Raw genomic sequence first — 25,176 nt, 5'->3', positions numbered from 1 at the left:
CGCTACCGGGAGCCGCGAGCGTCAGGCGATGGGCACCTTGCCACCGGAGCCGGGGCCCGGACGTCCGGAGGTACCCAGTGCACGGCACACGGCGAGGTACTGCCGGTGCAGCTCCAGCGAGAGCGGATCCAGGATGAGGGCCCGCTCATAGGCCTCGCGCGCGTGGGAGAGCAGCCCGGCCTGCTGGTGGGCCTGGGCGGTGGCGAGGTGCACGCGCAGCGGCCCCTGCGCATGAGGGCGGCGGGCGAGGAAGTCGCGGCGCAGCTCCTCCAGCTGCGCGGCGGTGAGCCCCGCGGCCAGGCAGCGCGCCACGCCCTGGAAGTTGCCCCGCTCGGCGTCGTAGGCGGCCCGGCGCTGCGGCTGGCTGAGCGTCTCGGAGGCCTTGCGCACCCGGTCCAACACCGTCTCCACCTTGGCGCGCAGCGCGGGGGAGATGGGGCGCTCGCGCAGCCGCTCCAGCGCACTGCAGGCCCGGCGCGCGCGCACGCGCAGCTCCTCGCAGCCCGAGTCCGGCGGCAGCGCGAGGAAGGCGTAGAGGTCCTCCGTGCCGCGCTCGCGGTAGGGGGCGAGCACCTGCTCCACCTCGGCCTCGGCGGCCGGGTCCATGGGCGGGCGCAGGGTGTGGAGCGGCTGCCCCAGCATCAGGTGCGCCACCGCCGCCTTGAAGGAGACGGAGGGCTCCACGAATTGCACGCCGAAGCCGGCGGCCATGCCCCAGGCGCGCGCCTCCTCGGGTTGCACCTGCCGCACCACCTCGCACTCGCACGTGAGCTCGCCGTCCGGGTGCGACAGGGCCACCCCCACGCGAGAGAGCAGCGGCGGCAGGGCCTGGTCGGTGCACAGGAACATGCCGCCGCGCGTGAGGTCCGTGCACGTGAGCTGCTCGGCCGCGGCGCCGGGCCAGGCCGTCACCAGCACGGGCACGGCGAGGGCGGTGCGCAGGGCGAGGGTGCCCAGGGGCGTGGGCGTGCGCGCGGGGCCGGCCGGCGAGCGCACCATGTCGAGCGCCACCTGGAGGGCGCTGCGCATCGTCGAGGCGCTCTGGAAGCGGTCCCCGGGCTCCTTGGCGAGCGCGCGGAGGATGACGCTGGAGAGCGCGGGCGGCACGTCGGGGCTCAGCGCGGTGGGGGCGATGGGCTGCTTCGTCTGGTGGGCGAGCAGCAGCGCGGTGAGGGAGCGCTCGACGAAGGGCAGGCGCCCGGTGACGAGCTGGTAGGCGATGACGCCCAGGGCGTAGAGGTCAGCGCGCCCGTCGAGGTCCTCTCCGCGCGACTGCTCCGGGGCCATGTAGTCGGCCGAGCCGATGATGGCGCCCTCCTGGGTGTCGGTGCCGCGCTCCTCGTCGGTGTCCAGCAGCTTGGCGATGCCGAAGTCGAGCACCTTGACGAAGGCGGGGCCGTGGCCGCGCTGCAGGAGGAAGAGGTTCTCGGGCTTGAGGTCGCGGTGGACGATGCCGCGCGCGTGCGTGGCCTGGAGCGCGTCGCACACCTGGGCGAGCAGCGCCACGGCGACCTCGGCGGGCACGGGGCCGCGGGAGAGCAGCGCGGAGAGCGGCTCGCCCTCGAGGTACTCCATGACGAGGTAGGGCCGGGGCGGCGCGGGGTTGATGTCGATGATGTTGACGATGTTCTCGTGGCCGATGAGGTTGACGGCGCGCGCTTCGGTGTGGAAGCGGCGCAGCACCTGGGGCGAGCCGGCGAGCCGTCCGTGCAGCACCTTGATGGCGACGCGGCTGCCGATGTCCACGTGCTCGCCGAGGTACACCGCGCCCATGCCGCCCTGGCCCAGCTTGCGGGTGAGCCGGAAGCTGCCGATGCAGTGCCCCACCAACGGATCCGCACCGGGCTCGCGGCGGGGAACCGAGGGTTCGAGGGTCTCGCGCAGATCAGCGGACTTGTCTGGGCCTGCTTCGCTGGACATGGGGCGGACGGCGCTGGAGGCGTATGGGGATGGTCCCACGAAACGTCCCCCCCGGGACATCCCCCACCCTGATGGGTACGGATCGAAAAGGCCATCCTCCCCTACCCGGGCGTGTAGGCGCAGCGAGGTGGACTGTAATGGTGCAGTCTAAATGAAGGATTCTGCTCGCTAGACGACAGTGGAGGGCCCACTTCCCCTCTCCCCTTGGGAGAGGAGCCCCCCGTCGTTCAAAGGGGGGGCAAGCCCCCCGGGGTGAGGGTGCCACGCATCCCAGGTTGGCTCCGTGTCTGCTCCCTCTCCCTCTGGGAGAGGGCTGGGGTGAGGGTCAGCCGCTCGAGGGTCCGCGGGTCACGGCCCCACGAGGACCCCCGGGTTGAGAATCCCCTGGGGATCCAACGCGCCCTTCACGGCGCGCAGAGCGAGAGCAAAAGGCTCGGGCCTCTCACGGTCATACCAGGGGCGATGCAGTCGGCCGACGGCGTGGTGGTGGGTGATGGTGCCGCCGTGCGCGGAGATGGCGTCACTGGCGGCCTGCTTGAGGGCCATCCACTGCTCCAGCTCGCCGCCACGCTTCGCGGGGCCGAGGAACGTGTAATAGGGCGCGGGCCCGTCCGGGTAGACGTGGGTGAAGCGGCAGCTGACGAGCCCGCCGCCGCAGAGGCGCTCCAGTGCACCGCGCACGGAGTCGAGGATGGCGGCGTGGAGCGAGTCGAACTTGTCCCAGGTGCAGGCGGTCTCGAAGGTATCGGCGATGACGCCGAGGCTCACCATGACGTTTTGCAGATAGGGAGCCTCGATGAAGGCCGAGCGCCAGCTCTCGGCGGCGCCACGGGCGCGCGGCTGTGCACCGGACTCATCGGAGCGGTAGCGGGCGCCCTCGCGGCACTCGCCGCCGTGGGAGGCGGTGATGGCGAGCGCGCGCTCCATCCAGGCCTGCAGCGGATGGTCCGCGGACTCGAAGGCGAGCACGAGCACGCTGGAGCCATCTCCGGCGACGCCGTTCATGAAGGACTCCTGGGCGTCGAGCAACCGGCAGTTGGAGGGATGGAGGCCGGACTGGGACAGCTCGCGGACGGCGCGCACGGCGGCGTGGAACTCGGGGAAGTGGACGCTGGCGTTGGCGCGGAAGCGGGGGCGGGACTGGAGACGGACCCAGGCCTCGGTGATGACGCCGAGCGTGCCCTCGGAGCCGAGCACGAGCCTGTCGGGGGCGGGGCCGGCGCCCGAGGCGGGGAGGCGGCGCGTCTCGAAGAGGCCGCGCGGGGTGAGCATGCGGGTGGACTGCACCAGGTCGTCGATGTGCGTGTAGAGCGTGGCGAAGTGGCCCCCGGCGCGCGTGGCGATCCACCCGCCGAGCGTGGAGAACTCGAAGGACTGGGGGAAGTGGCGCAGGGTGAAGCCGTACGAGGCGAGCTGGGACTCGAGCACGGGCCCGGTGGCACCGGCCTGGATGCGGGCCGAGCGCGAGACGGGGTCCACCTCGAGGACACGGTCCAGGCGGCGCAGGTCCATGGACACGGCGCCGCGGAAGCCATTGCCAATCGCGGCCTCGACCCCGCGCACGACGCTGGTGCCTCCGCCGAAGGGGATGAGGGCGACGCGCTGCTCGCCGCACCAGTCCATGATGGCGCGCACGTCCTCCTCGGAGCGGGGATGGGCGACGAAGTCGGGCGCGGAGGAGAAGTCACCGTGGAAGCCGCGCACGAGGTCCCCATAGCCCTTGCCGTAGGTGTGCGCGGCGCGGTCCGCCTCGTCCACGGAGCACAGGGCCGCGAGGGATTCGGGGGGCGCGACCCGGGGACTGGGGAGGCGCGGGGCGACGGGCTCTCGGGGCTCCAGCTCGGGGCCACCGAGGAGCGGGGAGACCTGTCCGGCGAGGGACCGGCGTGCCTCGGTGTCGGGGAACTTGTCGGCGTAACCCCAGCCCCAGATGCTCGTCGCGCGAGTGCTCATGGGGCGCGAGCGTAGCGGCTCAGCCGAGGAGCAGGAATCCCAGGGTGACGGAGGTGAAGTTGGCCGTGAACCCGGCGACAAGAGCCCTGCGCGCGGACACGGGCGAGCCGAGGGCCTTCAACACCCACCACACGGCGGTGGACTCGACGAGGGCCACGACGGTCTCCCAGACGAGGAGCCAGGACCAGAAGGGCTCCCAGGTAGGGGCGAGGAACCAGAGGGCCGGGTGGGTGAGCGTGTTGAGGGCGAGGGTGAGGAGCACCGGCGCCCACCACCGGGCGAGGTGGCGATGGAGCACCGCGACGTAGACGGGCAGCTCCAGGGCGAGGGTCCACACGAAGGCCATGAGCCAGAGGTGGACGAAGCCACTCATGTCGAGGCGGAGCCCGTGTCCTTGGACCGGCGCCGCTTGTACCAGACGGCGGTGAGGACGCAGCCGGCACCCAGGACGCCGAGGCCCCAGCGGAGGGGCCTGGTACGTGTGGCCTGTTCGGCGTTCAGGGCCCGGTCGCGCTGGTTGACGGCGAACTGCGCGGGGGTCGCGCACCGGAAGCAGTCGTAGTGGATGTTCCCAAGCCAATACGTGCACTGCATGGTCCTGCACTGCCCCAGCTGTCGGCTGGTCATGTTGTCCCGGCACGAATCGCCCTCTTTCTTCCCCCCCTCCTCGCAGGCGTTGACCGGGAAGTAGAGGTCGGCGCGAGCCGGGAAGGCGAGGAGGGCCAGCAGGAGGACGGGCAGGGCTGCACGGGCGGACATGTGCCGCCAGCGTAGCAGTCAGGGCGTGGGGTCAGGCAGTGGGGGGAGAGGGCGGCTCCGAGCCGGAGGGCCTGCGGCGGAGCTGATACCAGACGAGCGTGATGAGGCAGGAGGCTCCCAGCGCCCAGGGGCCCCAGTGGAGCAACCGGCCCTCCAGGGTCCGGCTTGCATTCTCCGCGTAGACTTGTTCGTACCGCTTGAAGGTCTCGAACTGCTGCTGGGTCATGCACAGGCGGCAGTCCCATTCGTATTCGAGGATGCCGTCGTCGTCGTTGTCCTTGCCGCACGTCAAGTGCCTGCACGTGGCGTCCTGACCGCACACCGCGCCCTCCTCCATCCGTTCACAGGGATCGGGTGGATACGCGATATCGGCGTGCGCCGGGAGCGCGAGGAGGGACAGGAGCAGGACGGGCAATGCGGCACGGGCGGACATGTGCTGCCAGCGTATCAGCCTGGGCGCGGTGTCAGGCAGTGGGGGGCGAGGGCGGCTCCGAGCCGGAGGGGCCGCTCTGCCCGGAGGCGTTCTTGTGCTGGCGCCGCGTCTGGTACCAGGTGAGCGAGACGAGGCAGGAGACTGCCAGCGCCCAGGGAGCCCTATGGAGCAACGTCTGGACCTGGTGCTGCCGATAGGTCTCTTGGGACATGCACTTGAGGCAGTCGAATTCCAATACGGGACGCTCGTCGCCGCCGCCGTTCACGCACGTCCCCTCCCTGCACGTGCCGCTCCCCGTCTTACCGCACGGGTCGCCCTCCTCCTTCTTGCTGCAGTAATAGAGATCGCTTCCCCTCGGGATGTAATCGGCGTGCGCCGAGAGCGCGAAGAGCGCCAACAGCAGGACGGGCAGGGCGGCACGGGCGGACATGTGCCGCCATGCTACCAGGGAGGACATGGACACCGGAGGGACTCCGGGTGCGGCCCGGAACTGCTCCTGAAATCAGTTGGGGGTCTTCTGCCGGATGAACTCTACCTCTCGGAGATGCCAAGTACAGCGCATGAGTGAGAACAGCTCGGTAGCTCGGAGCAGGTGGGCTTGCGCTTCTGACGTCGTGGGCGCGCTATGCCGGGCAAGCTCAAGCCGGGCGAGTGCCTCATCGTAGGGCATCCCGAGTTCATGGGCGCTCGCGAGGCTCTCCCGCCACGCCGCTCCTGCCCGGGCCGTATTGCCAGAGAGCCACTGCAGGAGACCCGTGCAGCGGAGCGCTGCGGGGCGTACGAGAGGAAACATGCGAGCGCATTGCTCCAGGCGGGCAACCGCCTCGCGAGCTTGTTGGGTGAGGGTGCTCGAAGCTCCAGCGCTACCTCGCTGAGCGAACTCCCGCTCCCAGGCCGAAAGCAGGATGAGTGCGGCGCCCTCGTAGCCCTTGCCTTCCGTGAAGGCGGTCGGCTGCGCACCTTGTGTGAGCCGCATCACATCGTCGGCCATCTGGCCTGCGAGCTCCCACTCGCCCCGGTACAGATGGGTAGTGGCCATCAGTCCGTGGCAGATGACGCTGGAGGCCTGATCTTCCTGCCGGGCCAGCAGTGCGCGTGCTTCCTGGAGCCGCACCAGAGCTTCGTCGAGTCGGCCGAGTGGAATGAGGCTGCGCGCCAGGGAGTACAGGCCCCAGGCCTCGTATTGCATATTGGACCATTCGCGGCCCGATTCGCGGATCTCCTCGAAGCGTGGAAGCGAGGCCTCGAAGTGCCCGGTGTAGTAATCCGCGTGCGCGCGCAGGGTGCGGGCGATTTGGAGATCTCCCTGGCTTCCCAGCCGGGCCAGCAATTGGATGGCCTCGTCCGCCCGTTGTGCGGCATGACTCCATCTCGCGAACGTCACTTCGTAGGATGACTCGTACCAGAGCGCCGTGGCGATACCCGCGAGTTCTCCAGCGGCGCTTCCTCCCTCCCGGGCAAGACGGAAGTAGTGCCGCGCGAGCGGATGCAGCCGGGCCAGCCCCGCCATGTAGCCGAGCTGGGCATACTGGCGCCGCACCTCACCCCGGCGTCCGGCGCGCTCAGCCAGGTTCACCGCGCGCAGGGCCGAGGCCGAGACGGCGAGCATGTCCTGGGAGAAGTAGTAGCACTCGCACAGTCGGCTGGTGGCGAGCGCCGCCACCCGGAGGGTCTCCTGCTCGGATGGCTTCGCTTCGACCGCCGGCTCGGAGCGCAGGAGATGGGCGGCCTGCCGGGTCATCTGCCCGAGCAGCATCCCACCCCAGGCAGGCTTCTTTCCGGGCAGTGGCTGCCCGAGCAACCGCAGTGCCTGGTGCAGGTGCTCCTGCGCGCGGGCCAGATCTCCCAGGCCGAAGAAGGCCTCGCCGAGCAGGTACTCCCAGGTGGCCCGGTGGTGCCCCGGAGTCCGCTCTTCCCTCCGCTGGGCATCCATGGCCAGCGCGCGTTGGAGATGGTCGGCCGCCTCGACGTTGGCGCTCATGCGCAGGGCATGGCGGGCGGCCTGCTCCAGATAATGGAAGGCCTTCTCCTCGGCCTGGGCGGTGGCCCAATGATGGGCGAGCGCACCGTAGAGCTGTGGGAGAGTGTCTGTGCCCATGTACCGGGATTCGATGGCCCGGGCGGCCTCCGCGTGCAGGTGCCGCCGCGCCTCCGGCTGGGTGCTCTCGTAGGTGATCTCCCTCAGCTTGTCGTGAGCGAACCGCAACCGCCCCTCGCCCGCTTCTTCCAGCACGCTCCGCACGCGCAGCGCTTCGAGCGCCTCCAGCTGGCGCGCGTCATCCCCGGGACGCTCGGGCAGCAGCAGCGCGCCATCGAACTCGCGCCCTAGGACGGCCGCGCGCTCCAGGAGCTCGCGGGCGCCGGGCCGGAGCCCGGAGACCCATCGTCCCAGCAGCTCGCGCAAGGAGCCAGGGAGCGGCAGGGCCTGCTCCAACCGGTCCAGGGCCACGCCCCGCTCCGTGACCTGCCAGATGCCCGTGGCATCACGCCTGAGCAAGCCCTCATCCACCGCGGTGCGCAGGTACTCGGCGACGAAGAAGGGATTGCCCTCGGACTGGTGGGCTAGGTACTGCACGAAGGCTCGGGGGGGCGTGCGGAGCGCCAGCATGCCGCACACCATCGTCGCCACGGACTTGGCGTCGAGCCGCTCCAGCTTCGCGCGGGTGAGGCCGGGCGCCTCGAGCAGCCGGCGCAGGGACTCGTTCTCCTCCTCGGGACGCCAGGTGCCCAGGACGAGCAGCGGCAGGCATGCGAGCTCACCCCGTTGCAGGTGCTCCAACACGGCGAGCGAGAGCTCATCGGCCCATTGCAGGTCGTCGAGCACGAGCATCAAGGGCTGCTCTGCGGCGAAGGCGGCGAGCACCCGGGTGAAGGAGCCCAGCAACCGTTGCCGGGCCTCCTGGGCGGGCAACTCCGCAGGCTCGGCCACGGCCCGCGGAGAGAGCCGTGCGAGCGAGGGCTCGTAGAGCGCGAGCAGCGGCCCATGTTCGCCCAGCAGCGACTGCGAGGCCTGGGCTCCGGCGGCCCGGCAGTGGTCCGCCACGGCCTGCAGAAGCGGCCGGAAGGGATGCAGCGGAGCCCCGCGCGCGCTCGTCCCCGCGGTCGCCGCCACCTCGAGGGGGAGGCCCTCTCCGGTGATGACGCGGAAACCCCGGCGGTTGGCCACCGTGGCCAGCTCCATGGCCAGCCGCGTCTTGCCCGCACCGCTCTCGGCACCGAGCAACACACAGTGTCCCTGGCCCCAGCGGGCTTCATCCAGGGCGCGCTCCACCTCTTGCATAAGCGGCTGGCGGCCGACGAAGTCCGGGCGGTAGAGGTAGGCCCGCTGCGGAGGGCCCCCTCCGTCGTCCCCGGTGGACCCGAGGGAGGCAAGTACCGCAGACACGTCGCTGGCGTAGCCGAGACGATCTCGCGGCTGCTTCTCCAGCAGCCGCAGCAGGAGCTCCTCCAGCGCGGGCGGCACGTCCCGCACCCACCGCGAGGGCGGCGAGGGGAGCTCGGTCAGGTGTTGCCGCAGGACGTCCCAGCCCTCGCCCGGGAAGACGGGCCGTCCCGTCACGAGCTCATAAAGGATGCAGCCGAGCGCGTAGAGGTCCGCCCGCGCGTCCACGAGGTCACCACTGATCTGCTCCGGTGCCATGTAGCCGGAGGAGCCCTCCATGGTGCCGCCCACGTCGAGCGATTCACGGCTCCGGGCACCACCGAAGGCGGACACCAGGCCGAAGTCCATGAGGACGGGCTGGCCGCTGGGGAGGACGAGGATGTTGTCGGGCTTGAGGTCGCGGTGGACGATGCCCTCGCCATGGAGGTAGCCGAGCGCGGTGCAGATGCGGCGCACCAGCAGGAGGGACTCAGACAACCTTCCCGCGGCGGGAAGTTCCCCGGCGCCTTCGCGCCACCAGGACGCCCAAAGCTGCCTCAGCGTGGTGCCCTCGAGCAGCTCCATCGCGTACCAGGGCAGCCCGTCCTCCACTCCCTCCGCGACGACCCGGACCACGCCGGGGTGGCACAGCTGCCCGAGCGCATGAATCTCCCGGCGCAGGCCGCGCATCATCGCCGCGTCCGGGAGCCGGACCGTCTTGAGCGCCACGAACTGCCCGGTGCCGGAGTGCCGGGCGCGGTACACCACGCCCATGCCGCCCACACCGAGCTGTTCGAGGAGGAGATAGGGCCCGATGGAGCCGAGCTGCTGGGGGAGCACCGCCGCAGGTTGCATGCGGCGGAGCATGGCAGAACCCGCGGCGCCCTCTCAAATTACCGGAAACCGGTGGTCGGGTGCGTCATGGGTACAAGAGGCTCCCGGCCCGCCACATCTCCAGGCCATGCTCGAGGTCGAAGTCCAGCTCGAGAACGGTGGCCAGCAGGGGCGTCACGGTACCGTCCTGTTCCATCTTCAGGCCCAGGTCGTTTGCCAGGGGATGGCTGTAATGCGGCTTGAAGCGGATCCGGAAATCATCTGGCAATCGCGCGCCAATCCGGAGCGGAGTGGGGAACGTGAAGGGCGCCTCCACAATGGCCTGATAGCAGGCCCGTGAGGTGTCTTGCGCATCACGGAATTGCTTGAGGAAGAGCATGCGCGTGTTGCTTCCGAGCAGCCCCTCCATGGAGTCGGTCATCTGGACGCGTGGGTGGGTCATGAGCCCCATTCCAATCGTGGTCAGGGCCGTATTGATGTCATCGAACCGCTCTCGCTCGGGAGGCTGCTGGAGGAGCGGAATTTCCTCGTCCTTCTCCGGGAACTTGCCGTCCGGGCGCAGGCGAACCACCTGCAGCAACTCCTGCATGGAGGCGACACCTCCACGCTCGTGGATGACCAGGGGCGAGGCGGAGAAGAGGGCGCGCTGACCCCATTTCTCGGGCATGTGCAGGTGCGCGTGCTGCTTGGCGAAGCCGTAGATTTCGCGCCCCACGGCCATCGCCGCGCCAGTATCCACGAAGAGGTACGGCTGGAAGAGCAGGAATCGCTCCGCCGTGTACGTGCCCTGAGCAGTCCTGCTCCTGCCGATGAGCGGAATGGAGATGCCGATCTCCCGCTCCTTCATGACCCCCAGGAGCCCGAACTCCTCGTGCTGTGATTCGGAGCGATCGATGCGAGCGCACTGCAAGATGGCGAAGTTGCCCAGGGGCTCGTATCGGTGTTCCTGCTGGAGTTCGTTGAAGAAGGTGTCGCAGAGTGACTGGAGGGCTTGGATGTCACACTCCAGGAAGAACGAGTGCAGCAGGGTTTCCCGCTGGCGAAAGGGGCCAGGCCAGGTGGATGCTACTTGGCTCTCGATATAACGGACGGGCCCGGGCAGTCGGGGAGGCTTCAGGGTGGTCTCTTCCTCCTGGCCGGGCGTGTCGAAATAGAGCCGCAGCCGGCACTGCTCTGCGGCCTGTTGACCGGCTAGAACGGCCGACTCGACACAACCGGTGTTGAGTTGTGTGAGCACCCAGTCTCCGGCGAGCAGAAGGTTGTCATAGCGGGTGCCGTGCGAAGGCAGCCGGTACCGGGTGCTGCCGGGCGGAGTCAGTACGTAACGATCCGAAGGGTGGATGCTCTTGCGGTGGTAGCGCGCGACGATGAGCGGCTGCTGTCCTCCGTCGACTGTGAACGTGTCGGTTTGCTGCAGGCGGGGGGTCACCTCCGGCCACAGCATGCCCAGGTGCTCGGTTAGCCAGGAACTCGATACGTCGTTCAGGGAACTCGCGGACGCGGTCAGCACGGACGTGGGCGGGGCCGCGGCACCCTCATCCAGTGGGCCACAGAGGTACACGACCGTTTTCGGGTTCTTCCCGGTGCCCGCCCACCGCTCGGTGCCGAGGACTTGGCTGCAGTCCGCCCAGGTGTCGAAGGGACGCGGGCAGCAGGCCATGACTCCCTTGTGGCGCTTCCAGCCCATGCCATCATCCAGCTTCTCGGAGAACCAGAGTTGGGTGGCCTGGGTGGCCGTGGTCGGAATGTTCTCGACCATCTGCCTCATCCCTGCGTCGTTGGCGAGCAACTCAGGGCAGAGTTCGCGGAACGCACCAATGGAGATGCCCAGCACCACATGGTCGAAATCCTCACCGAGCTCCAGCTTCCACTTCCTCACGTCCTGCCACTGGCGCCAGTTGTTCGCTTCCTTCGAGGGGGGGGCTTCGAAGTCGAAGCTCCGCTTCCGGAGATCCTCGCCGCCGCGGAGTTGGTCGTAGCGGGGGGTCACCGGCCAGCAGGGCAGTCCCTCCACTTCCTGGAGGAACGGGTCGTATCCGGCTTCGGGACTCTTGAGCGCCACCTGCTCGAGCATGTCGATGGAGGCGATGCGTTGCTTGTCCTTGGAGAGGTGGAGTGTCTCCACGCACTGAAAGAACTCGAAGCGCACTCCTCGGGCTGCGAGGACGCGGTAGAGGGGGGCGATGACGACCTCGCCCATGCCCGCCTTCATCTTGAAGAACAGGTGCTCGTGGTAGTCGAGCATCTGCAGCAAACCCTGCAGGGCGGCTCCTGCTGCCAGCGTACGCCCGGCGCTAAAGGTGAGATTGTAGCCGGCCTCGACGACAGCGGAATGGATGGACTCCTCCTCCGCGCCGTGAAGCCGTAGCCACTCCTTGAAGTCGTACATGTCGAGCTGGCCGAGGTCCGCCTTGGGGTTGGCCAGCTTGTTGCGGTTAAGGCCCAGGGAAATGGTGAAGCCCAGGTCGAGCAGGATGCGAAGTCGACGGCTCTCGTCCTTCCCGGAGGCCAGCCGCTCGGCCAGGGCGTGGCGGTCACCGCGAGCCTGCTCGAGCAGTGGGATGACCTGCTCACGCGTGGCCCGGGCCCGTCCCTTCTGTTCCGTGCGGGCGCGGCCCAGTAGCGCCTGGGCGAGGATGGGGATGAGCTCACGCTCCTCCGAGAGCGCTGACGTGGAGGGTTCAGTCCGCTCGAAGTAGTTCCTCACCTTCTGGATGAGGTGGTGGGTGGTGTCACCCAGGAAGGGGCTCTCAAGGGCCGGTTGCATGCGCTCGAGCAGGAGTTGCGTCAGCCTGTCGGCGTCACTCCAGCCCTGGCGCGGAGGGAGGAGGTTGTTGCCTGGATTCAGGCCAAGCTCGCTCCACAGCGTCTGGAAGGCCGGTAGCGCGGGCTGTTCGCGTGGTTCGAGTCGCAGCCGCCAGATGTGTTGCTCGTTGTCGACGGTCTCCATGAAGTGGATTTCGTCGTGCGCATCGAGCGCGCTCTTCAGGGTGGGAAAGGGGCGGTGGGGGCGCGCCTGTTCCTCGGGGATCTTGCCCAACTCCTCGTAGCAGTCCTCGAGCATGCCGAGGGTCTGCGTGTAGAAGCCCATGAGGACATGGAAGCCGTGCTCCTCGCTGCGCAGTCCCTGGCCCTTCTCCTGGTTGCGTCCGCTGGCGCCCTTGCCGCCCAGGCGCCAGCCCTGCTGGTAGACGGTGACCTCATAATGCTGCTTCCAGTCGGGGTGACGGGTGAGCTCGAAGGCCGCGGTGAGCCCGGCCATACCACCGCCCAGGATGGCGATCTTCTTTGGCTTCGAAGCCTGAGGCATGTCTGTCTTTTCCCCTCGCAAAGGAGCCCGGAAGGCGGGCCCGCGCGCCGATGGTGGCACGCGGGCACCGTTCAGCAATCGGCGAGCCAGTCCAGGCCTTCCCTCGGGACGCCGGGAGGAAGGGCGCGGGCGGGAGGGCTGCGTGCGTCTTCCTGGAACGCGGCTGCGTCCTGGCGGGAAGCCCTTGAGGAAGGCGGGTGCGTTGCCGAGGGACGCGGGCGGGGCTTCACCAGGGTAAGGGCAAGACGCTGCGCACCAAGGCTCGTCACGCGCCGCGGGGAATGCCATCCTGTGGGCTCTCAACGGGAAGTCCGGGACGGCCAGAGGGGGCCCATGTCGGAAGAGCTGTCTTCTTTTCTCGCCGCGATGCACTCGTCGAAGCACTTCGAGGAGGCGGCCTACGAGACGCTGCGTGCGATGCTCCTGTGCGCCGAACGCGCCCTGGAGTCGGGCCGTTTCTCACGCCGGGGGCGGCTGCTGCGCGGTGTGGTGCACGTGCGGCCTGACGACGCCTACCGTCGGCTGACGGTGCTGGAGGCGGAGTCGGTACGGGGGCGCAAGCAGGGCGAGGGCGCGCTGACTCCAGCGGGACAGGACGTGGCCCTGCTGGCCTCCGCGTCCGCATGGCGCGCGGTGATGGAGCATGGCTGCGCGGTGGCCATCGACGTGAACCTGAAGTCGCTCCAGCCTCTGGGGGGAGGTGTGCCGGGCAAGGACGTCCGCCCCCAGAGCGCCACCTTCAACCAGGACAGCCAGCGGCGTTTGCTGGGCCGGCAGGCCACGCATGTGTGTGTCTTCCCGCTGCGTGTCCCCGGTGGGCGCATCGATGGGATGATTTCCTTCGAGGCGGAGTGCATGGCCGCGCTTGGACAGGAGTTCATCTGGCAGGAGGTGGGGCGGCAGTTGCAACTGCTGGCCGACATCTCGGTGGCCTGGCTGACGGGTCTGCCCCCGCGTCCCATCGCGACCCCCGGGACGGACGACTTCCTGCCCGTTATTGGCGCCTCGATGGCGAGCCTGGTTCCGGTGCTGCGCGTCTTCGCCCAGCAGGAGGAAACCATCCTCGTCAGTGGGCCGACGGGAGCGGGAAAGTCGCGGCTCGCGCGGTGGTGTCACGAGCGCTCCGGCCGTCGGCAGGGGCATTTCGAGAGCCTGGATTTGACGACGGTGCCCGAGGATCTCCAGATGGGAGAGCTCTTCGGCTGGAGGAGAGGCGCCTTCACGGGGGCAGTGCGGGATAACCCGGGGAGCATCGCGCGCGCGGAGGGGGGCACGCTGTTCATCGATGAGATCGACAAGCTCTCCCTCAAGGCGCAGGCGGGGCTGCTGCACGTGCTCGAGGAGCGCACCTACCGCGTGCTGGGGGAAGGCTTGGGAGACCAGCGCGCCAACGTCCGGTTCATTATCGGGACCAACGCCAACCTGCGTGAGGCGGTGCGCAAGGGGGCTTTCCGGGAGGACCTGTACTACCGCATCAACGTGCTGCCCCTACGGGTGCCGCCGCTCGATGAGCGGCAGGACGAGATTCCGCTGTGGGCGCGCTACATGGTGAGCCGCCGACACCAGGAGAAGTCGCCGGGTGGCCAAGCGCGCATCACTCCGGAGGCGGAGCGGCTGCTGCTGCAGAGTGCGTGGCCGGGGAACCTGCGGCAGCTCGACAATATCATCCGCCGGGCCTACACGCTGGCGATGGTGGACCAGGGGGGCGCCGCGCAGGAACTGGAGCTGCGGGAGAAGCACGTCCAGCAGGCGCTGGCCTATGACGCGGCTCCGGAGGACTCTCAGCTCATCGACGCGCTGTGCCATGCCGCGAAGGCCTTCTTGCAGGAGGCGCAGCGCCGGGAGACGCCGCTGGACATCGACCTGGCGGAGAGCTTCAGGGGCTTCGTGCTGGGGACGGCCGCGAAGCAGGTGGGGCGAGAGGAGGCGTTCCGGCTGATGGGGCGGGAATCACTGGTGAAGAGCCGCAACCACCAGAAGGCCTTGCGGCGGGAGCTGGAGAAGGTGGAGGTGCTGTGCCGCGAGGTGCGACGTCCGGGCCCCGAGTTCCTGGAGTTGCTCACCGCAGAGGGCGGGGAGTCCAGCGGAGGCGCGTAGGGGCGGCACGCGCCCACGTCCCTGCGACACGCATCCTGGTGGGAGGCGGTGCCCGAACCCCAGGGAAATGGCCTGTTTGAAAGCTGGCACGTTCTTCGCTGAGGGGACGGGAGCGGCAGGTCGCACTGCCACTTGCTGTCCAACTCCTGACCGGGAGCCCCAAGTGGCTCGGGTCCCTCAAGGCGCGAAGATGAAGACCGTGACTTCCCACAAGGCCATGGGCACCAGTGCATTCCTCCTGCTCTGGGCGGCGCTTCCGGCCCAGGCGCAACAGATTGAATATTTTGGCAGGCCGCTGTCGGCCTCGCCGGTGCAGGAGGAGGCGCCGGGTACTCCACCCGGTATTGGCCAGGGCATCATGAGCCCGCGCTTCGCCGGCCAGCCCGACACGAAGAAGGTGGACGTCTCCCTGGAGGTGCAGACCCGGGGGGCGCTCGATCTGCCATCGCGGAATGTCGGTGCCGAGCTGGTGGGAGAGGCAGGGGTGGATTTCTCCGTGCTCTCGATAGCGCTGGGTGTGGGGGTCTTCGGTGAAGGCCTCACGGGGAACGGACGTGCCTTCGTGGGAGAGGTCTACGGGGTTGTCTCGCGCTCCGTGATGGCGGACAGGTTGGAACTCGGTGCAACTGGCTTCCTCGATTTCGGACTGGAGGCGTCTGGAGGTTTCAATCTCCAGGGCCGTTATCGGCTGGAGCCGGTGGAGTTGCGGCTGAGCGTCGGACCCCGCTTCGCGGCCGATGGCATGGGGTACGGGGCCTCGGTCTCCGTGGGGCGTGGGTGGGAGCTGAGCAAGGACCAGGGGCTCTCCCTGACCGGAAGGCTCTCCGCGGGGGCTCCGCGATTCGAAGCAGCGCAGTTCAAGGGAGACGTGGTCCTGACCTACCACAGCAAGAGCTGGACCTTCGGGCTCGACGGGAGTGTCCCCGTAGCCTCTCCGGTGGCGCCCAGCGTCGGTGCGTGGGTTGCCTACGCTTTCTTCTGATTGCCCCAGCTCGCTTCATCATCACTCGTATCGAGAATAGGGCGGTGCTGCGGCGCTTCGGGCGCCGAGCAGGGGGGAGCACCGCCCGCAGTTCTACAAGGGACCAATAGACCAGGAGGATGAATGCACAAGGCTGATACGTGGTTGTTGATACTTCCGCTTCTCGTTGCGGGTCCGGCAGTTGCGGGTCCGGAGGACAAAGGCTTGCTGGAGGGGCAGGCTCGTGCTGTTGCCGAGAAGGCTCACAAGGAAGTCCTCTCATCCAAGCTCTCCGGTAAGGAGCGCTTGATGCTTGAGATGGTCTATCAGAAGAGCGCGTTCAAGGATCTCGCTGATACGGCCACGCGCGAAAACAAGAGGAATGAGTTGAATGCCGCGCTCGCGAATATGGAGCGGGTGGAGCGGCAACTCGACCTGCTCACTGCTCTTCCGGCTCATCGGATCGTCGGCCCGGGTGCGCAGAAAGCCCCAGCCGATCAGTTCAAGTATCAAGTGGCCATCGTCTTTTCCGGCGCGTTCACCCCCCACCTGGGCCAGTTCTGTGGTGGGACGCTCATCAGCCCCCAGTGGGTCCTGACCGCCGCGCACTGCATCGATGCGGATTCCCAGCCCGAGGATTTCCAAATCTATACGGGCTCCACGAAGCTGTCGTCCGGCGGGCGGCTCGTAAAGCTGAGCAGGATCCACCGGCACAAGGACTACAATTCCGCCACGATGGACAACGACATTGCCCTGCTTCGACTCGCGGAAGGGCTGGACTCGAGTCTCTCCATCGCGCCGCTTCCCTCGGAGAGGCTGAATCTCATTGGTGCTGGCAAGAGGGTGGTCATCTCAGGGTGGGGCGCCACGAGCGAAGGTGGAAACCAGAAGCCGGACGCCCTCCTCTTCAACACGGTGAAGGTGGTCAGCAATCAGCAGTGCAATGCGCCGGAGAGCTACGGTGGTGCGATCACCGAGCGGATGCTCTGCGCGGGAGGTGGTGGGAATGACTCCTGCCAGGGAGATAGCGGGGGGCCTCTTGTCGTCATGGAGGGAGCCAACAAGTACTTGGCTGGAGTGGTGAGCTGGGGGATCGGTTGCGGACGCCCCAAGAAGTACGGTGTGTATACCTCCGTTCCCGCCTTCTCCCAGTGGATCCAGCAGACGACAGCCCAGGTGGCGGACAACACGCAGTAGCAGGATTCAGAGCGGGTCATCACGGTGGCTCGGGGCGTGGGAATCTCTATTGCTTCACGGAGACTCAAGATGCTGGCAGAGTTGATGCGAATTCTTGGGATTGGCCTCGTGGGCGTATGCCTTCTGGCAGGCTCTGCGGTCTGGGCGGGTAAGGACCATTACGGAAAAGGGCCCACCAGGGCCGCTGCATGCCTTGAAGCGAACAGGCAAGCGAATGAGCGGGCCTACCGGAAGGGGACTTGCTATCGCCTCTGCAATGAGGCTGCGTGTTCGGGCACCGACGGCAGCTTTCAGTGCCTGGCCAATTCTTCGAATGAGGGGGGAAGCTGCGAAGGCAGCAGGATGAAGGGGAAGATGAGTCCCGTGCCTCCCGCGCAGTTCGGAAATGCGCCGGGCCAGAGCAGCTCGACGGGCCAGCCGAAGCCTCAGCCCTCCCCTGGCAATGTGGTTGCGACAATCCACTCTTATGGGAATCGTGCGGTCGTGCTCCTCAAGAACACGGGAGGCCAGCCCATGACGAAGTACTTCGAAGTCTGGGTCAGAGACAGTGGGTATTCATTTCCCAAGGCAATCAAGCATTCCGAGAGCGTGGTGGTACCTCCCGGTGAAGAAATCCGGCGTGAGTTCCATCAATGGCGTGCAGAGGGTTGGGAGCTTCGCTAGGTCACCCGTTCAACACCTCTCGATGCGCCGGAACCTCCGGCTCCCATGGACCCGGCTGCCGGTGCCTGCCGCTCGGGTGCCCTCGGCTCCTCGCGCAGCACGGGCAGTGGGAACTTCAGCGGCTTTCCATCCGACGCGTGCGTGTGTCCCGTCACCTCCGCGGCGCCCATTCCCTGGCGCTGCGGCTGGAACGTGGCCTGCGGATCTCCCGCCGACGCCTTGCCCGCGCGGAACACCGCGAAGCGCGTCGCAATCGCTCCGGCCGTGCTCAGCAATGCCCCCGCCACCTTCATCCACCGCGTCCGCCCCGGCCACAGCCCCAGCACGAGTGACGCCGCGGTGCACACCTTGGCCGCCTTCCACAACATTCCCGAGTGCCCGTGCTTCAGCGGCCGCTCCAGCACCTCCAGGCGCGAGGCCTCGTGCTGCACGGCGACGCCCGCCATCAGCTCGCCCACCTTGCCCACCGTGCTGAACAGGTGGAGCACCTTCTCATCGCGGCGGAAGTGCGGCAGCAGCTCCATGAGGCTCCCCGCGCCCGCCACCGCCGAGGACATGAACAGCAGCGGCAAGGACTTGCGCGTGACCTGCCAGAGAGGCACTGCCGTGTTGGCCAGCAGTACCGCCGTGTACCCGGCGAGCGGCAGCCCGAGCAGCCCCGCTCCGATGGCCGCGCCTTCCCCTGCTCGCCCCAGCCAGCCGCGCCGGCCCGCGAACAGCAGCGACGCGGTGTTCATCGCCCCCGAGCCCACCAGCACCCACGAGCCCACGCTCATGGGCGACGTGGGACGGAACACCCGCAGCATGTTCAGGAAGCGCTCGGGCCGTCCCAGGTCGTAGATGAGCAGCCCCGAGCTGACCACATCCCCCACCGTGCCCACCCACCTGCACCGGCGTCCCAGGCCCTCCATCGTCTTGCCGCCCACCGCATCCGCCGCCGCGCCCAGCACGCTCGCCGCGCCCGCCACGCCTCCCACGTAGAAGTACAGCGGAATGCTCCAGATCCAGACGGGCTCCTTCAGGGCCGGCTGCCCGTAGTAGCTCGGCGACTCCGCGGACACTCCCGAGTGCGAGGGCCTCGTCCGCAACAGCTCGCGCGAGGGATTGGCCTCATCGAATTGCTTCACCCGCTGCTGAGCGCCTTCGCCGGACAGCTCTCCCAGCCGCTCGTCGATGTTGCGTCCGTCCCGCCGCTTCTCCAGGTCCTCGGGCCGGATGTCACCCACGCACCACCTCCCGTCCGAACAGCACCGCCCCGAGCGCCACCACCGCCATGCCCAGCGCGCCCCAGCCCATCGACGCCCAGGCCTCCCGGCCCTTCATCGTCGGCACCACCGGATCCGGCGGCAGGTTGTAGACCTCGGGCTTGTCCACGAGCAGGAAGAAGGCGTTGAGCCCGCCCGTGCCCGGCTGGCTCTCCGCGTCCGCGCCGTACAGGTACGCCTGCTCCAATCCCTTGTCATGGAGCTGCTCCACCCGGCGGTGCGCCCGCTCGCGCAGCTCGTCCACGTCGCCGAACTGGATGGAGGCGGTGGGGCAGGCCTTGGCGCAGGCGGGCGTCATGTCCTCGCCCAGCCGGTCGTAGCAGAGCGTGCACTTCCACGCGCGGCCATCGTCCTCGCGCCGGTCCACGACGCCGAAGGGGCACGCCGCCACGCAATAGCCGCAGCCGTTGCACACGTCCGGCTGGACGTACACGGTGTCGAACTCGGTGCGGATGATGGCGCCGGTGGGGCACGCCTCCAGGCACCCGGCCCGCTGGCAGTGCTTGCACACGTCCGAGGCCATCAACCACGAGAAGTCCAGCAGCCCCACCGTCTGCGTGGGCAGTGGCACCGGCCGCTCGATGAAGGCCACGTGCCGCCACGTGGCCGAGCCCAGGTGCCCCGTGTTGTCGTAGGACATGCCGGTGAGCCGGAAGCCGTCATCCGGCAACTGGTTCCACTGCTTGCAGGCCACCTCACACGCCTTGCAGCCGATGCACAGCGTGGTGTCGGTGAAGAAGCCCTTCTGTCCCATGGGCGCTACTCCTTGTCCTGCGACGGTTGCTCGGGCGGGCCGATGCCCTCGTGGTCCCTCGGCACCTCCACCACGCCCGGGGGCAGCGGCCACGGCTCCCACCCAAAGGCCGCGCGCCGGTGCTGGCTGCGCTTGCCGGGCAGGAGGTTGCACGTGAGCGCCTTGGACTCCTGGATGGAGACGTTCGGGTCCGCCGTGAAGCCGAGCAGGTCATTGGCGCTCTCGCCCCGCGCGCGTCCCGTGTAGCCCCAGTGGTAGGGCAGGCCCACCTGGTGCACCCGCTTGCCATCCAGCTGCAGCGGGCGGATGCGCTCCGTCACCAGCACCCGGCACTCCACCTCGCCGCGCGCCGTGTACACCGTGCACCAGCCCCCGTTCTCCAGCTCCGCCTCGTCCGCCAGCTCCGGAGACACCTCGACGAACATCTCCGGCTGCAGCTCGCTCAGCCATGACAGCCAGCGCGACATGCCGCCCGCCGTGTGGTGCTCGGTGAGCCGGTACGTGGTGAGCACGTAGGGATAGCGGGGGTCTCCCCATGCCCGGTGAGAGGGATTGTCCTTGCGCCGCCACTCGTGCCGCGCCGGGTTGCACTGCTGCCCGTAGAGGAAGTTGGGGACGGGCGACTCCAAGGGCTCGTAGTGCGTGGGCAGCGGGCCGTCCATCATCCCGCTCGGCGCGAAGAGCCAGGCCTTCCCGTCCGCCTGCATCATGAACGGGTCATCCCCGGAGATGACGTCCAGTCCCTGGTCACCCTTGTCCGCGCGGTACGAGGGCGGCCGGTCCACGATGAAGTCGGGCACGTCCTCGCCCGTCCATTTGCCTTGCTGGGCATCCCACCAGACGTACTTCTTGCGCTCGCTCCAGGGGCGGCCCTCGAGGTCTGCCGAGGCGCGGTTGTAGAGGAGGCGCCGGTTGGCGGGCCACGCCCAGCCCCACTCCGAGGCCACCCACGTCTGCTCCCGGCCCGGCTTGCGGCGCGCGGGCTGGTTCACCCCGTCCGCGTAGCTGCCCGAATAAATCCAACAGCCGCACGCGGTGGAGCCGTCGTCCTTCAGCTCCGTGAAGCCGCTCACCGGCTTGCCATCCGCCACGGTGTAGCCGCTGATCTCCTTCAGCACGGCCTCGGCGTCGGGCTCCTCGCGAGGGCCCTTCACCGGATAGTCCCAGGTGAGCGCCTGGAGGGGCCGGTCCTTCTCCTCCTTCGAGTCCGCGTAGAGCTTCTTGAGCCGGCGCCCCAGCTCGAAGATGAAGTGCAAGTCACTGCGCGCCTCGCCGGGAGACTCGACGGCCTTGTGGTGCCATTGCAGCAGGCGCTGGGTGTTGGTGAAGGAGCCGTCCTTCTCCGTGTGCGTGGCGGCCGGGAAGAAGAAGACCTCGGTCTTGATGTCCTGGGCGCGCACGTCGCCGCGGACCACCTCGGGGGCGGTGCGCCAGAACTCGGCCGTCTCGGTGAGGGAGAAATCGCTCACCACCAGCCAGTCGAGCTTCTGCAAGGCCTTGCGCTGGAGGGCGCCATTCATCGAGCCCACCGCGGGGTTCTCGCCCATGACGAAGTAGCCCTTCACCTTGCCATCAGCCATGTTGGCCACGGTCGTCATGTGCGAGTGATCGCCGGTGAGCTTCGGTATCCAGTGGAAGCCCCAGTCGTTCTTCTTCCTGGCGGCCTCGCCGTAGTACGCCTTGAGCAGCGAGACGACGTACTTGGGGAACTCGCTCCACCAGCCGCTGGCGGACTCGTTGTTGTGGAGGTACTGGTCGAAGCGCTGCGCGTCCGGCGCGTGCGGCATGGGGATGTAGCCGGGCAGCAGGTTGTAGAGGGTGGGGATGTCGGTGGAGCCCTGGATGGAGGCGTGGCCGCGCAGGGCCATGATGCCGCCGCCGGGCCGGCCGATGTTGCCGAGCAGCAGCTGGATGATGGCGGCGGTGCGGATGTACTGCACGCCCACCGAGTGCTGCGTCCAGCCCACCGCGTAACAGAAGGCGCTGGTGCGCTCGCGCCCCGAGTTCTCACAGAGCGTCTCGGCCACCTTCAGGAAGGACTCCTTGGGGACGCCGCAGATGCGCGAGACGACGTCCGGCGTGTAGCGCGCATAGTGGCGCTTGAGCACCTGGAAGACGCAGCGCGGGTGCTGGAGCGTCTTGTCCCGGGGCACCTCGGTGATGTGCTTGCCGCGCACCTTGCCGTGGCCGCCAGCGCCCGGCTCGGCGAAGATCTCCTTGTGGCCAGCGGCGGGCACCACGCCGTCCATGCCCTCGTACTGCCAGGTGTGCGGGGTGTACTTGCCCGTGTCCGGGTCATAGCCGCTGAAGAGGCCGTCGAGCTCCTCGGTGTCCTGGAAGTCCTCACGCAGGATTGCGGGCGCGTTGGTGTAGTGGACGACGTACTCGTGGAAGTAGCGCTCGTTCTCCAGGATGTAGTGGACGAGGCCGCCGAGGAACGCGATGTCCGAGCCCGGGCGCAGGGGCACGTGGACATCCGCCATGGCGCTGGTGCGGGTGAAGCGTGGATCCACGTGGATGAGGGTGGCGCCGCGCTCACGGGCCTCCATCACCCACTGGAAGCCCACGGGGTGACACTCGGCCATGTTGCTGCCCATGATGAGGATGCAGTCCGCGTTGGCCAGGTCCTGCTGGAACGTGGTGGCACCGCCGCGGCCGAACGTGATGCCCAGACCGGGCACCGTGGACGAGTGTCATATTCGGGCCTGGTTCTCCACCTGGACGATGCCGAGCCCGCCGGTGAAGAGCTTCTTGATGAGGTAGTTCTCCTCGTTGTCGAGCGTGGCGCCGCCGAGGTGGGCGATGCCCATGGTGCGGTTGAGCGTCTGGCCCTTGTCGTTCTCCTCCTCCCAGGTGGAGTCGCGCACCTGCTTCACGCGCTCGGCGACCATGTCGAGCGCCTTGTGCAGGGGGATGCGCTCCCACTGCAGGGAGCCGGGGCGCCGGTAGAGGACGGTGTCCAGGCGGTGGCTGCCGGTGACGAGCTGGAAGGTGGCGGCGCCCTTGGGGCAGAGCCGGCCGCGGGAGATGGGCGAGTCCTCATCCCCCTCGATGTCGAGAATGCGGCCGTCCTTGACGTAGACCTTCTGGCCGCAGCCCACGGCGCAGTAGGGGCAGATGGACGGGACGGCCTTGTCGGCGTGGACGGTGCGCGGCTCGAGGTGACGGCTGCGCTCGGACATGGCCGTCTCCCCGAGGCCGGTGGAGTCCTTCTCCTGGAGCTGACGGATGAGCGGCCAGCGGGCGAACAGGTCGAAGAATCCCAAGGCGTGCCTCCGAGAGTGACGTGACTCCGAGAGGCAATATGGGAACGCCAGGACGGGGAAGCGAGGGGACGAGGCCTGTACCGCGGTCCCATCCCAACCCGCCTCCCGAGCAGCCAACCAGACATGATTTCCCCTCGCCCGCTGGGAGAGGGACGGGGTGAGGGGGCTGGGTGTAGCCGGGTTGTGCCGGCCGCGGGCGCTACGAGGCGAAGCGGCTCAGAGAACGCCGATGAGCTCGCCCAGGGACAGGGCCTCGCCCTTGACGGCGTAGCCCTGGTACCAGGAGGTATCCAGGGTGCCGCTCTTGTGCCGCTCGAGGTGGATGTCGCCGTGGGGGAGGCCCTTGTCGCCGGCCATGCCGATGTTGCAGCGGTCGCACGTGCGGTCATACGTCTGGGCGGACTTGTTGAACTGCATCAGCCGGAACGTGTAGCCGTCGGCGAAGGTGTGCCGCGCCACGTTCTGCGGGCCCGTCATGGCCGAGTAGCAGACGGTGGCGGAGGTGTTGATGACCACGTTCCACGCCAGCGAGCCGACGACGGCCGTGGTGACCGGGGTCGTGCCGCACGTGCCGCCGTCGATGTCCACGGCACCATGGGACGCCCCGCTCGAGGTGTAATTGGTGGCCGACACCGTGCCCGCCAGGGGCGCCTGGACATCGCGGGCGGGGGCGGCGAAAGGCGCGAGTGCGGCCAGCGCGGTGAGCGCGCCCAGGGTCTTCAGCGTTCGTGGCATGGGGGACTCCAAAAAGAGAACCGGCCGGAGAGCGGAGCCGGATGGAGCCGCTCCCTGGCCGAAGTCGTGCGTCAACTCGCGCGGCCTTGATCAGTCCAGCACGCCGAGCGTCTCGGTGCGGTCCACGGCCTCACCCTTGGAGGTGTAGCCGGAGTACCAGGAGGTGTCGTAGGTGCCGCTCTTGGTCTGCTGCATGTGGGTGTGGGCGCCCGTGGAGTTGCCGGTGGAGCCCTCGTCGCCGACCTGGCAGCGGTCGCAGGTCTTGTCCACGGAGGCGGCCGTCTTGTTGAAGTGCCAGATGCGGAACTGCCAGCCGTCCGCCCAGGTGTGCAGCGCCTCGTTCTGGTTGCCGCTGCCGTTGCCCGTGTTGCAGTAGTGGGTGGTGGTGCGGATGGACACGTTCCAGTAGACCGAGCCCACCACGCCCGTCTCCACGCCCCAGTAGTCGCAGCTGCCGCTGGAGACGTCGACGGCGCCGTGGAACGCGCCGCTGGAGTAGTACGTGGTGGTGGTGACCGTGGCGGGGTACGGCGCCTTCACGGTGTGCGCGGTCACGGCCGCGGGAACAAGCGCCAGGGAAGCCAGGGCAGCCAGAGACAGCTTCATCGTCTTACGCATCGTTTTTTCCTCTCGAGCCGGTTCACGGCCCTCGGGGGGGGGTGGACAGCTATGGAACCTGCTGCTGCAACCGCTGCTTCTCCCTCAGGATCAGGCTCCACTCCTGAAGGTCCAGACTGAGAACTCGAATCCACGCGTCGATCTCCGGCGCCAGGCTGGGGTCGGTGCTCCGCAGCCGCTGCAGCTCGGGGATGGCGCCAATGAAGCCCAACTGCGCGATGCTCTGCAGCAGGGCCTTGCGCACTCCGGTGTCCCGCTCGTCGCGGAACATGGCGAGCACGGACTGCCGGGCGCTGGCCATCTGCTCCGCGGGCACTCCGCCCAGCGCGAGGGCCGCCGCCTTGCGCACCTCGGCGTCATCGCTGCGCAGCAGGGACTGGATGCCGCCCGCCGACTCGGCGCTGATGCGCTGGGTGTCCATGTTGCCGAGGATCTTCGCCGTCACCTTCGGGTCCGTGGAGGCGAGCGCGGCCGACACCGCGGCGTCCGAGGCCGGGCCGTGGTAGCCCGAGTAGACGTTCTGGATGTCCTCGACGATGTTCGTCGCGGCCTCCTGGCGCACCTCGGGCGAGGGATCTCTCACCAGCTTCTGGTACATGTCGCCCGTGTTCTCCAGGGCGCTGGTGCGCCGCATGGAGCGCACGGTGGCGGCGCGCACGGCCGGGTCCCTGTCCTCCACGGCCCGCTTCGCGGCGGCCTTGATGGCCTCGGGGTCCGCCCCGCGCTCGGTGCGCGCCACTAGCGCGGCCGCCAGGTGCTCGGCCATGACCGGGTCCGTCTCCCGCTCGAACGCGGCCTGGAGCTCCTGGTCGGAAAGGGTGGGGGCGGACTCGCGCAAGAGCGTGCGCAGGTACTTCTTGTACGCCGCGGAATCCGACTTGAGCCCGCGGCGGATGGAGTCCATCAGGCTCTCGACCGAGCAGCTCCCGCCCTGGAGCGCGGGGCCCGGGGCGGCCACCTGGGCGGCGGCCCCGGTGGGCAGCAGCGGGCAGAGCGTGAGCGCCAGCAGGAGGGTGCCAGTGCGGAAGGTAGCGGTGCGTGTCATGGAAG

General features: G+C 68.5%; 17 protein-coding genes. 3 read left to right on the top strand and 14 right to left on the bottom strand.

Features of this window, described 5'->3' with window-relative positions:
* Positions 1–21 precede the first annotated feature (21 nt).
* The 8 genes from NR798_RS46670 to NR798_RS46635 form a co-directional block, all read right to left on the bottom strand.
* Complete coding sequence (locus tag NR798_RS46670) at positions 22–1,920, bottom strand: protein kinase (protein WP_375769115.1); 1,899 nt, start codon at positions 1,918–1,920, stop codon at positions 22–24.
* 348 nt (positions 1,921–2,268) lie between these two features.
* Positions 2,269–3,873, bottom strand: coding sequence for an FAD-binding oxidoreductase (locus NR798_RS46665; protein ID WP_375769114.1), 1,605 nt, complete (start codon positions 3,871–3,873; stop codon positions 2,269–2,271).
* Positions 3,874–3,892: 19 nt separating this feature from the next.
* Entirely contained in the window at positions 3,893–4,246 is a 354-nt protein-coding gene (locus NR798_RS46660) for a hypothetical protein (RefSeq protein ID WP_375769113.1), read from the bottom strand.
* Positions 4,243–4,632 carry a hypothetical protein gene (locus NR798_RS46655; RefSeq protein ID WP_375769112.1) on the bottom strand — a complete coding sequence of 130 codons (390 nt, stop codon included), beginning with the start codon at positions 4,630–4,632 and terminating at the stop codon, positions 4,243–4,245. Before NR798_RS46655 ends, NR798_RS46660 begins: the two co-directional genes overlap by 4 nt.
* A 31-nt stretch (positions 4,633–4,663) precedes the next feature.
* Positions 4,664–5,065, bottom strand: a complete 402-nt coding sequence (locus tag NR798_RS46650; protein WP_375769111.1) for a hypothetical protein — start codon at positions 5,063–5,065, stop codon at positions 4,664–4,666.
* 31 nt (positions 5,066–5,096) lie between these two features.
* Positions 5,097–5,495 (bottom strand): hypothetical protein, encoded by a 399-nt coding sequence (locus NR798_RS46645; RefSeq protein ID WP_375769110.1) that lies wholly within the window; start codon positions 5,493–5,495, stop codon positions 5,097–5,099.
* 72 nt (positions 5,496–5,567) lie between these two features.
* Positions 5,568–9,293 (bottom strand): serine/threonine-protein kinase PknK, encoded by a 3,726-nt coding sequence (locus NR798_RS46640; RefSeq protein WP_375769109.1) that lies wholly within the window; start codon positions 9,291–9,293, stop codon positions 5,568–5,570.
* A 52-nt stretch (positions 9,294–9,345) separates the two neighbouring features.
* On the bottom strand, positions 9,346–12,570 hold the full coding sequence (locus NR798_RS46635; RefSeq protein ID WP_375769108.1) for an FAD-dependent oxidoreductase: 3,225 nt from the start codon (positions 12,568–12,570) through the stop codon (positions 9,346–9,348).
* 333 nt (positions 12,571–12,903) lie between these two features.
* Between NR798_RS46635 and NR798_RS46630 the strand changes: the two genes are divergently transcribed.
* The 3 genes from NR798_RS46630 (at position 12,904) to NR798_RS46620 (ending at position 16,825) form a co-directional block, all read left to right on the top strand.
* Complete coding sequence (locus NR798_RS46630; protein WP_375769107.1) at positions 12,904–14,667, top strand: sigma 54-interacting transcriptional regulator; 1,764 nt, start codon at positions 12,904–12,906, stop codon at positions 14,665–14,667.
* Positions 14,668–14,866: 199 nt separating this feature from the next.
* On the top strand, positions 14,867–15,649 hold the full coding sequence (locus tag NR798_RS46625) for a hypothetical protein (RefSeq protein WP_375769106.1): 783 nt from the start codon (positions 14,867–14,869) through the stop codon (positions 15,647–15,649).
* 123 nt (positions 15,650–15,772) lie between these two features.
* Positions 15,773–16,825, top strand: coding sequence for a S1 family serine peptidase (locus NR798_RS46620; RefSeq protein WP_375769105.1), 1,053 nt, complete (start codon positions 15,773–15,775; stop codon positions 16,823–16,825).
* 659 nt (positions 16,826–17,484) lie between these two features.
* On the opposite strand, the gene nrfD is transcribed toward NR798_RS46620, so the two are convergent.
* The 6 genes from nrfD to NR798_RS46590 all read right to left on the bottom strand — a co-directional run bounded on the left by nrfD (position 17,485) and on the right by NR798_RS46590 (position 25,171).
* On the bottom strand, positions 17,485–18,714 hold the full coding sequence (gene nrfD, locus NR798_RS46615; RefSeq protein WP_375769104.1) for an NrfD/PsrC family molybdoenzyme membrane anchor subunit: 1,230 nt from the start codon (positions 18,712–18,714) through the stop codon (positions 17,485–17,487).
* Positions 18,707–19,507: a 4Fe-4S dicluster domain-containing protein gene (locus NR798_RS46610; RefSeq protein WP_375769103.1), complete on the bottom strand. Its 801-nt coding sequence runs from the start codon at positions 19,505–19,507 to the stop codon at positions 18,707–18,709. Before NR798_RS46610 ends, nrfD begins: the two co-directional genes overlap by 8 nt.
* A 5-nt stretch (positions 19,508–19,512) precedes the next feature.
* Positions 19,513–22,773 (bottom strand): formate dehydrogenase, encoded by a 3,261-nt coding sequence (fdh, locus tag NR798_RS46605; RefSeq protein ID WP_375769102.1) that lies wholly within the window; start codon positions 22,771–22,773, stop codon positions 19,513–19,515.
* A gap of 216 nt (positions 22,774–22,989) precedes the next feature.
* Positions 22,990–23,508, bottom strand: a complete 519-nt coding sequence (locus tag NR798_RS46600) for a hypothetical protein (protein ID WP_375769101.1) — start codon at positions 23,506–23,508, stop codon at positions 22,990–22,992.
* 90 nt (positions 23,509–23,598) lie between these two features.
* Positions 23,599–24,126: a hypothetical protein gene (locus tag NR798_RS46595; protein WP_375769100.1), complete on the bottom strand. Its 528-nt coding sequence runs from the start codon at positions 24,124–24,126 to the stop codon at positions 23,599–23,601.
* Positions 24,127–24,175: 49 nt separating this feature from the next.
* Positions 24,176–25,171, bottom strand: a complete 996-nt coding sequence (locus tag NR798_RS46590; protein WP_375769099.1) for a HEAT repeat domain-containing protein — start codon at positions 25,169–25,171, stop codon at positions 24,176–24,178.
* Positions 25,172–25,176 lie beyond the last annotated feature (5 nt).

Origin of the sequence: Archangium gephyra (genome assembly GCF_042230915.1) — a bacterium.
Classification (GTDB): Bacteria; Myxococcota; Myxococcia; order Myxococcales; family Myxococcaceae; genus Archangium; species Archangium gephyra_B.
The sequence above is the reverse complement of the archived record's forward strand: the minus strand, read 5'-3'. Positions and strand labels throughout refer to the sequence as shown.